Source organism: Roseateles amylovorans, from assembly GCF_025398155.2.
GTDB lineage: Bacteria > Pseudomonadota > Gammaproteobacteria > Burkholderiales > Burkholderiaceae_C > Roseateles > Roseateles amylovorans.
Map to the genome: position 1 here is coordinate 6250127 of NZ_CP104562.2, position 12721 is coordinate 6262847.

At 69.3% G+C, this 12721-nt stretch carries 10 protein-coding genes; 6 read left to right on the forward strand and 4 right to left on the reverse strand.

The annotated features are described in order from the left end of the window. Window positions 1-510 precede the first annotated feature (510 nt). The 3 genes from N4261_RS25830 to N4261_RS25840 are packed head-to-tail and all read left to right on the forward strand — an operon-like array spanning window position 511 to window position 2989. Window positions 511-1365, forward strand: a complete 855-nt coding sequence (locus N4261_RS25830; RefSeq protein WP_261758119.1) for an RNA polymerase sigma factor — start codon at window positions 511-513, stop codon at window positions 1363-1365. Further along, entirely contained in the window at window positions 1362-1874 is a 513-nt protein-coding gene (locus N4261_RS25835) for a hypothetical protein (protein WP_261758120.1), read from the forward strand. The genes N4261_RS25830 and N4261_RS25835 overlap by 4 nt, the downstream gene beginning before the upstream one ends. Window positions 1875-1912: 38 nt before the next feature. Then, window positions 1913-2989, forward strand: a complete 1077-nt coding sequence (locus tag N4261_RS25840; protein WP_261758121.1) for a hypothetical protein — start codon at window positions 1913-1915, stop codon at window positions 2987-2989. A gap of 36 nt (window positions 2990-3025) precedes the next feature. Here N4261_RS25840 and N4261_RS25845 read toward each other — a convergent pair whose 3' ends face one another. Then, complete coding sequence (locus tag N4261_RS25845; protein ID WP_261758122.1) at window positions 3026-4291, reverse strand: YfiM family lipoprotein; 1266 nt, start codon at window positions 4289-4291, stop codon at window positions 3026-3028. A 44-nt stretch (window positions 4292-4335) separates the two neighbouring features. Here N4261_RS25845 and N4261_RS25850 point away from each other — a divergent pair, with 44 nt between their 5' ends. Beyond that, window positions 4336-6642 (forward strand): DEAD/DEAH box helicase, encoded by a 2307-nt coding sequence (locus N4261_RS25850; protein WP_261758123.1) that lies wholly within the window; start codon window positions 4336-4338, stop codon window positions 6640-6642. Window positions 6643-6775: 133 nt separating this feature from the next. On the opposite strand, the gene N4261_RS25855 is transcribed toward N4261_RS25850, so the two are convergent. Continuing rightward, a complete protein-coding gene (locus tag N4261_RS25855; RefSeq protein WP_261758124.1) occupies window positions 6776-6937 on the reverse strand; it encodes a hypothetical protein in 162 nt (53 codons plus the stop codon). A gap of 284 nt (window positions 6938-7221) precedes the next feature. Between N4261_RS25855 and N4261_RS25860 the strand changes: the two genes are divergently transcribed. Continuing rightward, window positions 7222-7647: a thioredoxin family protein gene (locus N4261_RS25860; protein WP_261758125.1), complete on the forward strand. Its 426-nt coding sequence runs from the start codon at window positions 7222-7224 to the stop codon at window positions 7645-7647. Between the two features lie 386 nt (window positions 7648-8033). After that, window positions 8034-9410 (forward strand): leucyl aminopeptidase family protein, encoded by a 1377-nt coding sequence (locus tag N4261_RS25865; protein ID WP_261758126.1) that lies wholly within the window; start codon window positions 8034-8036, stop codon window positions 9408-9410. Window positions 9411-9515: 105 nt separating this feature from the next. Here the strand turns inward: N4261_RS25865 and N4261_RS25870 are convergent, their stop codons facing one another. Further along, window positions 9516-11243 (reverse strand): GMC family oxidoreductase, encoded by a 1728-nt coding sequence (locus N4261_RS25870; protein WP_261758127.1) that lies wholly within the window; start codon window positions 11241-11243, stop codon window positions 9516-9518. 43 nt (window positions 11244-11286) lie between these two features. Further along, window positions 11287-12711, reverse strand: coding sequence for a cell envelope integrity protein CreD (gene creD, locus N4261_RS25875; RefSeq protein WP_261758128.1), 1425 nt, complete (start codon window positions 12709-12711; stop codon window positions 11287-11289). Window positions 12712-12721 lie beyond the last annotated feature (10 nt).

Here is a 12721-nt window from a genome sequence, read left to right on the forward strand (position 1 = left end):
CAAAGCGGGCACCTGAACAGGTGCCCGCGAATTGTGACAGTGTCACTAGCGATTCGTTGGTGTTGGTTTGATTTGTTTGTCTCCTCAGCCCCCGTAGGCAACCACCATTCGCACGGCAGTTACGTCGAGTGAAGCGGATCGTAGGACTCGCTATCCATGCACGCACTTGGGGTTTTCACTCGGCGCATGCACCAAATTGGAACCGTAAGCCTGTGCTCACTTGTCCGCTATATGCGGTAATTTATCGCTTTGCGATCACCGCACATTCCCCAAATCCGCCCATGGGGCGAACGCCGCCCGCTGTCGCAGAAAGGTGTCACACCGTTGCAATGATGCATAGGGCTGAACTCTGTCCGCGCAATGCGGCGGGACACGCCGGGATGCTGTGAGTCCCGGGAACTTTTTGCCGCGGCCGCGCAATATGGTCATGCAGCGATGGAATTCATTGAGGGTCCTGTGGACACTCGCCTCTCCTCACCCGCTTGGCCGGATTGACTGGACGGATGCCCCATGAGTCTGTGGACACGCATGGCGGGCCGCGTCCGAGCGGGCCGCGACGACGGCCAGCCGGCTGAGCGCGGCGGGAACGCGGATCCTTCCGGCGCCGCGCCGCGCCCGCATTCGGACCCGGCATCGACGGGCCCTGACGCCAGCGCCGCGCTGGTCCGTCGCCTGCGCCAAGGCGATGCGTCGGCGCTGGAGCCGATCTACCGCGCCGAATCACCAGGGGTCTACCGCTATGCCTTGGCCCTGTGCAGACAACCGGACTGGGCGGCCGATGCCATGCAGGAGGCCTTCGTCCAGTTCGCGACCCGGCCCGAGGGCTGGGATGCGGGACGAGGCAGCCTCGGCGCCTACCTCGCCGGCATGGCGCGGCACCATCTGCTCGGCCGATGGCGGGACCGGCCCCAGGCCGACGATCCGATGTCGGACCCGCACTCGGCCGATGAAGACCAGGTCGATTCGCCGGAACAGCAACTGGTGCGGGCCCAGGATCAGGCGCAGTTGTGGGAGGCGCTGCAGTCCCTGCCTTGGACGTTCCGCGAAGCCGTGGTGCTGGTGGACCTGCAGGAACGCCCCTATGCCGAGGCCGCCCGCATCGCCGGCATTGAACTCAACACCCTCCGTACCCGGCTGCACCGCGGTCGCGCCCGCCTGCTGGCCGCACTGACGGCACCAGCTCCCGGCGGGGAACCGATGGAGAGCGCCTCGACCGCCGACGCCATCGGCGCGGGGCAAACGGCGGACAGGGCGCACACGGTGCCAACGGTGGACACGATGCATGCCGGCCGGGCGGTCCATGCCGTCCCTCCGGTGACCGCCGCCAGCCCAGGCGCCGACGAACACCCTACAAGGTCCACATGATGAAAGATCACCACCTCCCCCCGGTCGCCTCTGTTGCCCCACGGCGCACCCGCCTGGCCGATTGGCTCTGGGCAGGCGCCCGCGAGCTTCAGCAGCAGCGCCCCACGCCGGACCGCGACGCCGCCGTGCTGGCGGCCATGCGCGCGGGCTTCTCCGCGCAACAGGCGCAGCAGCGCCGATCGCGCTGGCGCTGGGCGCTGGCCGGTCCGGCGCTGTGCGCCAGCGTGCTGGTCACCTGCGTCTGGTTGCTGAGCCTGGCGCCCCCTGGCGAATCCGGGGCGGTGGTGGCGCGGGGCAGTGACTTCATCGTCCTCGTCAGCGCCGACCGCTGGGCCGCCTATCAGGCGGCTGGCAACGAGACAGCCTGGCTCGTCCCCACCGAGGTCCCCCGCGAGCGGCTGGCGCTGCTGGGGCTGCCCTACGACCCCTCCGTCGCCGCGGAGCCGGTGCATGCCGAACTGCTGGTGCATGCCTCCGGCGATGTCCTGGCCATGCGCGTGCTGCCCTGAGCCCCCACCTGTCTTGATCGATCGACCTGGAGTCCGCCATGAAGACCCTCCTGAAGCCGCTTCTCACTGCCCTGGCGCTGGCCGCCCTCACGCTGGCCGCCCAGGCCCAGCCCGACGTGTCCGACCGACCGCCAGCGCCACCGGCACCGCCGGCGCCCTCCGCCCTGCCGCCGGAATTGCCGGTGCAGGTGGCCGAACAGGTCCGTATCGCCGTGGACGCCGCCTTCGCCGGCCAGATCCTGTCCCGCGAGAAAGTCGTCAAGGGCGCTCCGTATTGCGCCCAGGCTGTGCATGAGACGGTGCAGCCGCTGATGGACGGCAACCGCATCGTCCATCAGCAGACCAGCCTGCTGTGCCGAGATGCGGAGGGTCGCACCCGTCAGGAGATCGAACGCCAGGGCCGCAAATGGATCTACCTGCGCGACCCGGTGGGCGGCGACAACTGGCTGCTCGACCCGCAACGCAAGACGGCCCGCTACCTGGGCAGACGCGTCGACGAATCGGCGCGGCGCGAGGAAACCGCCCGCCAGCGCGACTACGCCGAACGCATGCGCGAGTACGCCCGCCAGATGAAGGAATGGACCCGGGTGCACGGCGAGCGGCTGCGCAACACCATGGGTGCCGCGCCGGTGGAGCCGCCCCAGCCGCCCGCGCCGCCACAGCCCCCCATGGCACCGCGTGCCGTCGTGATCGCACCGGTGGACGGCGGCCATGACCTGCGCGTCGTCCAGATGGAAAGCCCCGACGCGACGGCGATGCCGGTGCCGATCCCCGCCGCGGTCGGGCTGCGGGCCGAACGGGCAGCCAGCCTGGAGCGGTCGCGCCCCGAGGCCTTGCCGCCGCGCGAGGTGGAGGGCCTGAAGCTCACCGGCCAACGCTTCACCAGCACCATCGAGGCGGGCAAGGTCGGCAACGAGAAGCCGATCGTCCTCACCCGTGAGGTGTGGACCTCGCCCGAGCTGCAGATCACCGTCAGCAGCCAGGACCGAGATCCCCGCAGCGGCGAGCAGAACTATCAGCTCCGCCAGATTCGTCGGGGCGAGCCGGACGCCGCGCTGATGAAGGTCCCCGCCGACTTCAAGAAGAGCGGCGAGCCGACGCCAAAGAAGGGTTGAACGACCGGGATGGCCGGCGAATGGCCGTTCCGGCAGTCATCGGAACCACGGCAGTGCGTCCACCCGCGCCTCGATGCGCGCCATCAGCGCCCGATACGGCGCACCATCCGGGCCGCCGTAGTCGCGCTGGAACTGCTCGGCGCTGAGGAACTCCGGCAGATCGGCGACGGCGGGGGTGAAGTCGCTCTCCTGCACCGTCCCGGCCGCGAAGCCCTGCAGCCGCAGCGGGGCCTGCTGAGACAACAGGCCCAGCCGCTTGCCGGCCAGATCCACCGCCAGGTCATTGAAGCTGAAACCGCTGCCGCCGCGGGAGTCGGCGATCTCCTTGTACAGGCCGATCGCATCAGTCACCGGCCCGCCGCCTTCAATCGCAAGCACCGCCGAGATCAGCAGGTGCAGCGCGAAATCCTCGCGTCCGCCCAACAGCAGCACCTGCGGACGCGGGCGAGGCCATTCCCGCGCCTGCGGAATGAAGCGGCCCCAGGTCTGTCCGCTGGCGTACAGGCCCAGGCTCAGGATCAGCGCGCGGTGTTCGGCGGCGGCGATGTCCACCCGGCCCTCGCTGCGCTGCGCTGCCAGGCGCAGCAGCGTTTCCAGCCACGGCGTGAGCGGCACCGGCGACCCCGGCGGATAGGCCTGGCTCAGTTCGCCGATACGGGCTTCATAGACGCGCAGCCGTTCGCGTTCGACCTCGGGCCACAGGCGCGAGGCCAGTTGCCGGGCGGTGTCCGGCTGCCACTCATAGCGCAGGTCCACGCCGTGGGATTCAAAGATCAGCTCGCGCAGCAGACCGCGGGCGAGCTTGAGATCGTCCTCGCCCAGGGCCTGCCGGGCCGCCTGATGCAGCAGCCAGCCGCTGACCGAGGCCGGCAGCGGCAGATGCCCCACCCGCAACGACGACAGCGCCGGCCACAGCGCGGCCGACGGCGCCTGCTGCCAACGGGTGTCAATGTTGAGCCAGCGCCAGCGCCAGCGCCAGCGCCAGGGCAGCGGCAGTTCGATGCTCAGTTGCACCTCCGCCTCGCCGGGCGCAAGGCGCAGGTCGGCACGGGCGGGTCGCCACCGGTTCAGGCCCAGTTCCAGCAGACCCTCCAGTTCGGATTCGCTCAGGCGCAGCGGGCGCACGCCCGGCGCCTGGCCGCGCGGGTCATTGCGCTTGAAGGCCGCATGCGCCTGGGCGACCTGATCGCCCAAGGCGGAGGGGTCGCGCAAGGGCACGCTGGGCGCAGACTGCAGCAACAGTGCGGCGCCGGTCAGACCCAGCAACAGCAGGAGGAACAACGCGCGGAGGAGCCGTTTCATGGGTCGGCAGTCTGCCATCGCTGACGCCCCGACAATCACGGCCGATGACGTCGCTCCCGCCCCAACTGATCCTGCAGACCCTGAACCGCGGCGACGGCCTGCTGGGCATGCGGCCGCACGGCAAGATGGGGCCTCGGGCCGATCAGGTGACCCTGGTGCGGCTGGGCCGCTGGCCGGAGGCCGAGGCGGATCGAAAGACCTGGGAGCAATTGCCGCTGCGCCCGGTGGACCCCGAGATGCTGCAGTGGCGGGATGCCGCCTTCGGTCGCGCCTTGACGCCCTGCTGGACGCTGGAGCAGGAGGAGTTCTTTGCGGACTTCGCTGCGGAGCAGGTGCCGCAACTGCGGGCACTGGGCTGGGAGGTCGAGTTCCTGCCGGGGTTCGCGCACCACAGCCAGGCCATTGACGCCTGGCGGCTGGAGGTGGGCGCCGAGGCCGACGACGAGGCCAGCCCGGCCCCGGAGCGGGTCCAGACGCTGGGTCTTTCCCGCCGCAAGGGCTCCTGGCTGATGAGTCTGGGCGTGGTGGTGCAGGGAGAACGGGTGGACTTGGCGCCGCTGATCTGGAACCTGCTCAAGCGCGACCGCCGTTGGCTGTCCGCCGAGGCCATCGGCACCATCGACGACGATGCCGTCATCAGTTTGCGGGCCCCCGGCGGTCGACGCCTGCACGCCACGGCCGCCCCGCTCAAGCAATTGATGCTGAACCTGCTGGAAGTGCTGGTGGTGCAGCGCTCGCGCCGCGGCGCAATTCCGCTGACCTCCTGGGAAGCGGCGCGGCTGTCCTTGCTGGCGGGCTCGGACAGCCGGTGGCAGGTGGTCGGCGCGGACGAGCTGCGGGCAATGTGGCTGCGCCTTCAATCCGCCGGCCCGCCACCACCGCAACCTCAGCCCGACGGCCTGGGCATCCAGCTGCGGCCTTATCAGCTGCAAGGCCTGGCCTGGCTGCAGTATCTGGCGCGGCAGTCGCTGGGCGGCATCCTGGCCGACGACATGGGCCTGGGCAAGACCGCGCAGGCGCTGGCGCATTTGTGGGTGGAACGCCAGGCCGGCCGGCTGCAGCAGCCGGCGTTGGTGGTGGCGCCCACCTCGCTGATGTTCAATTGGGCGGAAGAAGCCGCACGCATCGCGCCGGGGTTGCGTGTCGCGGCCCTGACCGATCCGGACCAGCGTCGTGCGGTGCTGGCGGACCTGGGCCAGGTCGACCTGCTGCTGTGCAGCTACGGCCTGGTCTGGCGGGAGTTGCGGGCGCTGACCCGCCACCGGTTCTCGGTGCTGGTGCTGGACGAAGCGCAAGCGGTGAAGAACCCACGCTCCCGCGCGGCCCGCGCCCTGCGCCGCCTGGATGCCGGCCAGCGGCTGGTCCTGACCGGCACGCCGCTGGAGAACCATCTGGGCGAGCTCTGGACGCAATTCGACTTTCTGATGCCCGGCTACCTGGGCGACAGCCGCAGCTTTGCCAAGCACTGGCGCAAACCGATCGAGGTCAGCGGATCGGCACAGCGGGCCCGCCAGTTGGCCGCCCGGGTGCGGCCCTTCATCCTGCGCCGGCTGAAGTCGGAGGTGGCCACCGAGTTGCCGCCGTTGACGGTCTTGACCGTTCGCATCCCGCTGCAGGGACGGCAACGGCAACTCTATGAAAGTGTGCGGATCGGGGCCGATCACCTGGTCCGGCGGGTGCTGGCGCAGCAAAAGGTCTTCGGCGACGGCCTGATCTCGGTGCTGGATGCCATGCTGAAGCTGCGGCAGGTCTGCTGCGATCCGCGGCTGGTGCCCGGCCTGGCGGTGCCGACCGGCATGGAGACCGCCAAACTGGACTGGCTCCGAGCCCATGTGCCGGAGTTCATCGCCCAGGGTCGTCGGGTGCTGGTGTTTTCGCAGTTCACCGGCATGCTCAGCCTGGTGGAGGCGGCCATGACCGAGGCCGGCGTGCCGCTGCTCAGCCTGACCGGCGCCACCGCGGAAGGTAAGCGCGGGGATTTGGTGCGTCGCTTTCAGGCAGAAGAGGTGCCGCTGATGCTGGTCAGCCTGAAGGCCGGCGGCGTGGGCCTGAACCTGACGGCGGCGGACACCGTGATCCAGGTCGATCCCTGGTGGAATCCGGCGGTGGACGCCCAGGCCCAGGCGCGCGCCCATCGGTTGGGACAGACCCGGCCGGTCTTCGCCCATCAATTGGTGATCGAGGGCAGCATCGAGGAACGGATGCTGGAGCTGCAGGCCCGCAAGCGCACCCTGGCCGACGGCATGCTGGGCAGCGACACCGGGGAACAGCTGGAGAAATTCAGCCCCGCCGAGATCGAGCGGCTGCTGGCCCCGCTGCTGGACGAGGCGGACCCGGACGACGACGCCTGAACCGGCATTCGGCTCAGGGCAACGGCCAACAGCGCCTGGCAGGCGCTGTCAGCGTCAAATCATCTGGGGGGAGGGGGCGGCCGCCAGGACGGCGGCGGCACGAGCGCGGGGCCCGGACGGGCCTCGGCGAAGATCAGCGCTTGCGGTCGAAACGCAGGGCGCGGGCCACGCTGCGGCGGTCGCAGCCCAGGCTGGCGACTTCAAAAGCCTCGTGCTTGCGACCCTTGTCGCTGTTCAGTTCCGGCATCGGCATGCGACGCGGTTGGGATTCGGTGCGTGATTGGGACTTCATCATGGTCGTGGACCTTCTGGATTCCAGGCGGGGAAAATCGCCTTGCGACCTCTAACGCAGTGCATCCGTGCCCCGTTGACAGGCAATTCACAATTCCAAACATCGTTTCTGCACCGAAAGGCGGCACGGCGTGAAGTTGTTCGTTGATTAAGTGCCTGGACGGCCGCCGCGCCGACATGGCGCGGCCTTCGGCAGGCAGACCGCAGGGATCGGATCGTCGTCGGGCTGCAACGTCCCGCAAGGCCTGGTGCCGGCCAACACCGGGCTTTCTCGCTAAGCTTGACCCCATGTCCGCTGTTCCTGCCGCCCCCGCCGCTCCCGATGCCCCGCCCGCCACGCCTCAGGGCGACGTGACGTCCGGCCTGCTGGTCGCCTGCCTGTGCGCCGCCTGGTGCCGGGTGTGCGACACCTATCGGGAGGACTTTGCCCGCCTGCGGCAGCAGCATCCCGGGGCACAGTTCGTCTGGGTGGACATCGAGGACGACGCCGAGCTGGTGGACGACCTGGAGGTCGAGACCTTCCCCACCTTGCTCATCGGTTCGGGCGAGCGGCTCTGCTTCATCGGTCCGGTTTTGCCCCAGCCTGGTGCATCCCAGCGGCTGATCCAGGCCGCGGTCGACAATCCGGCCATGTCCGCCGCCAGCGCCACCGCCCCAACCGGCACCACGGCGGCCGCACAGGCGCTGCTTTCCCGACTTCGGAAGGCCTGCTGAGTTCAGCGGACCCGCCACTCGGCGCCTCTTTGGTTTCGACCGGTCAGCCGTCATCCGGTGGCGTCCCGCCGCCGATTCGTCTGACATGCGGCACGCGAGCACAGCGCGCAGCGCCTCCACGTTCGACCCGGCATCACCACGGTCTTCATTCGGCACCCGCCCTCGACAGGCCATAGCGACCCCTGCGCCCCTCCCCGGGGCCTTCCGTCGGATCACGGGCGGCAGTCGCCCGATTCCGGGATCACTTGTGTCCGCCAGGGGCCTGCGAGCGAGAATGCGCCACCTCCCTGTCGATACGGGCGCGGCCGCATGTTCATGGACGACGGCCTGCGCCCGGTTCGTGGCCCACCCGGGCCGGCCCCACTTCAGCCGTACGGCGACATCCGATGAACGTTCAATTCAAGACCTCGGTGGCCCGCGCCACGCCCATCCTGGCGCTGGACCGCGCCGCCTACCAAGCCCTGGCGCCCAGCCTGCCCAAGCGGACCCAGCAATGGCTGGCGACCCTGGGCTTCAGCGCCGCGCCGGACACCTTCGCCCTGGTGCCGGGTGATGACGGCAAGCTGGCCCAGGTCTTCGCCGGGGTGGCCCATGCGGCCCATCCGTTCGCCTTGTCGGCCCTGCCGCTGACCCTGCCGGAAGGCCACTACACGCTGTCGCCGGACGGCCTGGCGCTGCAGGACGAGGCCGCGGCGATGTCGTGGGAACTCGGCTGCTATCAGTTCGACCTCTACAAGCCGCGCAAGCGCCAGCCGGCGCAGTTGCTCATCAAGAGCAGCGCGGACGGCCAGCGCGGCCTGGCCATCGCCACCGCCATCTCCGCCGTGCGCGACCTGGTGAACACGCCGGCCGAACACATGGGCCCGGAGGAGCTGTCGAAGGCCGCGGCGGTGGTCGGCAAGCAGCACGGCGCGAAGTTCAAGGAGATCGTCGGTGACGACCTGCTCAAGAAGAACTTCCCCGCGATCCATGCGGTCGGTCGCGCCAGCACCCGCGCGCCGCGGCTGGTCGAGCTGAACTGGGGCAGCGACAAGCATCCGCGGCTGACGCTGGTCGGCAAGGGCGTGTGCTTCGACACCGGGGGCCTGGACATCAAGCCCGCCGACGGCATGCGCCAGATGAAGAAGGACATGGGCGGTGCGGCCAACGTGCTGGGCCTGGCCACCTTGATCATGGCGCTCAAGCTGCCGGTGCGCCTGCAGGTGCTGATCCCGGCGGTGGAGAACTCGATCTCCGGCAATGCCTACCGCCCCGGCGATGTCATCAAGACCCGCGCCGGCCTGCACATCGAGATCGGCAACACCGATGCCGAAGGCCGCGTGGTGCTGTGCGACGCACTGGCCTATGCCACCGAGTTCGAGCCCGAACTGATCATCGACATGGCCACCCTGACCGGCGCCGCCCGGATTGCGCTGGGCGCGCAGCTGCCGGCGCTGTTCACCCGCCACATGGACACCGGCCGCGACCTGGTGGACCTGGGCCTGAAGCTGGACGACCCGATGTGGCACATGCCGCTGTGGGCGCCCTACAAGGAGGGCATCACCTCCAGCATCGGCGACATCGTCAACACCGGGCGCAATGCCCTGGCCGGCGCGATCAATGCCGCGCTGTTCCTGGAAGCGTTCGTCCCCGCCCAGCAGGACTGGCTGCACATCGACCTGTTCGCCTGGAACGACCAGTCGCGCCCCGGCCGTCCGATCGGCGGCGAGGCCCAGACCCTGCGCACCCTGCTGAGCTATCTGGAAGAGCGCTTCAGCGCCTGAGTTCGACCTCGAGCGGATTGACAGGCGCTGTGAAGCCCCTGTCGGCCTGATCCCCACCGCCGCCACCAGCGCCACGGGCGCCGCGTTGGCATCGGCGCCCGCGACTCAATCGCCCGCGCACAGCCACTCGGCAGCGCGCTCGGCCAGCATCAGGGTGGGCGAGTTGGTGTTGCCGCTGGTGATGGTGGGCATCACGCTCGCATCGATCACCCGCAAACCCGCCACGCCGCGCACCCGCAGCCGGCTGTCCACCACGGCCGCCTCGTCGTCGGCCCGACCCATCCGGCAGGTGCCGACCGGATGGAAGATGGTGGTGGCGATGTCGCCCGCCAGCCGGGCCAGTTCCTCATCGGTCTCGAACTGCGGGCCGGGTCGGAATTCCTCCGGCCGGTAGCGCGCCAAGGCGGGCTGGCCGACGATGCGCCGCGTCAGCCGCAGGCTGCGGGCGGCCACCTGGCGATCTTCCTCGGTGCTCAGATAGTTGGGCGCAATCAACGGTGCGTCGGCCGCATCGGCACTGCGGATGCGCACCGAGCCGCGGCTGGTCGGGTTCAGATTGCACACACTGGCGGTGAAGGCATTGAAGCGATGCAGCGGCTCGCCAAAGGCATCCAGCGAGAGCGGCTGCACGTGGTACTCCAGATCGGGCCAGTCCTTGTCCGGCCCGCTGCGTGCAAACGCCCCCAGCTGCGACGGCGCCATGCTCATCGGTCCGCTGCGCCGCAAGGCATATTCCAGGCCGATCCGGGCCTTGCCGAACCAGCTGTCGGCCAGGGTGTTGAGGGTGCTCACCCCGTGCACCTTGAACACCGCCCGGATCTGCAGATGATCCTGAAGGTTGGCGCCCACACCGGGCAGGTGGTGCCGCACCGGAATGTCCAAGGATTGCAGCAGATCGCCGGGCCCGATGCCCGACAGCTGTAGCAATTGTGGCGAGCCGATGGCGCCTGCCGCCAGCAAGACCTGGCCCCCCGGTTCCAGACGGGCCTCTTCCAGCCCATGCGGCGTGCTTACCTGCACCCCGGTGCAGCGCGGCTGGCCGTCGACCGTGTCCAGCAGCAGGCGCTGCGCCATCGAGCCGGTCCACATTTCGAAGTTGGGTCGCTGATAGCAGGTCGGTCGAAGGAAGGCCTTGGCGGTGTTCCAGCGCCAGCCCGCCTTCTGGTTGACCTCGAAATAACCCACGCCCTCGTTGTTGCCGCGATTGAAATCGGGCGTGGCCGGAATGCCAGCCTCCTGCGCGGCGGCGGCGAATGCATCCAGCACCGCCCAACGCAGTCGCTGCTTCTCCACCCGCCACTCGCCGCCGTGACCGTGCAGGGCGGGATCGAACCCCGGTGCCCGCTCCGCGCCTGCGTCCAGACGCCAATGATGCTCATGGCGCTTGAAGAACGGCAGCACCGCGTCCCAGCGCCAGGCCTCGTCGCCGACGGCGCGCGCCCAGTCGTCGTAGTCCCGCGATTGGCCTCGCATGTAGATCATGCCGTTGATGCTGGAGCTGCCCCCCAGCACCTTGCCGCGCGGATAACGCAGGCTGCGGCCGTTCAGGCCCGCATCCGGCTCGGTCTTGTAGAGCCAGTCGGTGCGCGGGTTGCCGATGCAATGCAGGTAGCCGACCGGGATGTGGATCCAGTGATAGTCGTCGCGTCCCCCGGCCTCCAGCAACAGCACCCGCTTGGAGGGATCGGCACTGAGCCGGTTGGCCAGCAGGCAGCCGGCCGTTCCGGCGCCGACGATGATGAAGTCGAAGCGCGGCCCGGGCGCTGCCGCCGGGCGGGGCGAAGGCGCGGCGCCGTCGCTTCGAGTGTCTCCGTTGTTGTCGTGTGTCGTCATGGCCCCATGCTGACCGAGCCGGGGCCTGCGGGCAACCGCGTTGTTACCGAGTCTCGACGGCGGCGTTCAGCGCTCGCCCTCCCAGACCGTACCAGTCGATGCGGCGGGTCAGCATCATCACCACGGCCAGCACTGCAAAGAGCAACAGGGCGCCGACCAGCAACGCCGCCTGCTCCAGACTCAGCAACACGAACAGCACCCCGTACAACGCTGCAATCAGCCCGCCAAAGGCCAGTCCGCGCATCCAGGCGCCGAGCATCGCGGCGCCATAGGCGCTCAGCAAGCCGATCGCCGCGCCGGCGGCCAACGCATAGGACAGTCCGAAGTCCAGATGCTCCGACAGACTGAGCAGCAGCAGGAAGAACAGGCTCATCGCCAGGCCCACCAGCAGATACTGCACCGGATGCACCTGTCGGGCAGACAGCACTTCCAGCAAGGCCACGCAGACGAAGGTCAGCACGATGAACATGAGGCCGTACTTGATGGCCCGGTCGCTCATCACATAGGGATTCACCGGATCCACCATCGAGAAGGCCAGCGCATCGGCGATCCGGGCATCCCCTGCGGCGGCGCCACCGGGGGCCATCTCCGCCAAATAGGTGCGCACATCCACCTCCGGATCGCGGACCACCTGGGGCAAGGCCTTGCCCGCCAGCGCATCGGCCAGCGCCGTGGTCGCCAGCTCGGAGACCTGCCAATGCGCCTCGAAGCCGTCCGGGCCCAGGCGGGAGCTCACCGGCAGGAAGCGACCGCCAAAGCTGGGGTGCTGCCAGCTGGAGCGGAGGTGGACATCGGTGGCACCCGCCGCCGGCACCAGACCGAAATCGGTCATGCCGATCAGATCGAGCGCCACCTGGAGCTGCAACGGCTGATCCAGGACCTGCTCGGGCAGCACCGCATGCAGGCCGCGCGGATAGCTGCCGTTCGCCGTGCCGGGCGCCACAGTCAGGACCTCGTCCCCGCGGCGAACCTGCACCGCGCGAAGACCGCGCGCATCGCTGAGGGCGACCATCATGCGCGGCGCCTCGCAGCTCAGCTGGCCGGCATGCTCCGCACGCGGCACCAGCGCCGCCAAGGTCGGCCAACTGGCCTGAAGCGTCACCTTGCCCTCATAGCCATTGATCTTGAACAGACCGCGATGCCGAATGACCGGTTCGAGCGCGCCGTCCACCGTCAGCAGCGCGGGCAGCGCGGAGAGGGTGAAGTCCCGACGCTCGTCGGTGGAACGCTGCTCCTTGCCGGTGCCGCTGACCGTGGTCCAGGTCTCGCTGCAGCTGCGCTGCAGCATCGGGCCCAGCAACACCTGAGCGCCCGCCATGGCCTGGGCCACGCCGACCTCGGCCGCACGCTGCCGGCCCTGGCGTTCATCGACCAGCCAGCCGATGCGGGTCAACACCATCAACAGCACGATGGTGATCCCGACCAGGGCCACCACCTTCCACCACATCGTTCGCATCTGCAGCTGCATTCGCCTCACT

Excerpts from the sequence above, each read along its gene's own strand:
- N4261_RS25830 (WP_261758119.1), top strand. The coding sequence starts at position 511 with ATGAGTCTGTGGACACGCATGGCGGGCCGCGTCCGAGCGGGCCGCGAC.
- N4261_RS25835 (WP_261758120.1), top strand. The coding sequence starts at position 1,362 with ATGATGAAAGATCACCACCTCCCCCCGGTCGCCTCTGTTGCCCCACGG.
- N4261_RS25840 (WP_261758121.1), top strand. The coding sequence starts at position 1,913 with ATGAAGACCCTCCTGAAGCCGCTTCTCACTGCCCTGGCGCTGGCCGCC.
- N4261_RS25845 (WP_261758122.1), bottom strand. The coding sequence starts at position 4,291 with ATGAAACGGCTCCTCCGCGCGTTGTTCCTCCTGCTGTTGCTGGGTCTG.
- N4261_RS25850 (WP_261758123.1), top strand. The coding sequence starts at position 4,336 with ATGACGTCGCTCCCGCCCCAACTGATCCTGCAGACCCTGAACCGCGGC.
- N4261_RS25855 (WP_261758124.1), bottom strand. The coding sequence starts at position 6,937 with ATGATGAAGTCCCAATCACGCACCGAATCCCAACCGCGTCGCATGCCG.
- N4261_RS25860 (WP_261758125.1), top strand. The coding sequence starts at position 7,222 with ATGTCCGCTGTTCCTGCCGCCCCCGCCGCTCCCGATGCCCCGCCCGCC.
- N4261_RS25865 (WP_261758126.1), top strand. The coding sequence starts at position 8,034 with ATGAACGTTCAATTCAAGACCTCGGTGGCCCGCGCCACGCCCATCCTG.
- N4261_RS25870 (WP_261758127.1), bottom strand. The coding sequence starts at position 11,243 with ATGACGACACACGACAACAACGGAGACACTCGAAGCGACGGCGCCGCG.
- creD (WP_261758128.1), bottom strand. The coding sequence starts at position 12,711 with ATGCAGCTGCAGATGCGAACGATGTGGTGGAAGGTGGTGGCCCTGGTC.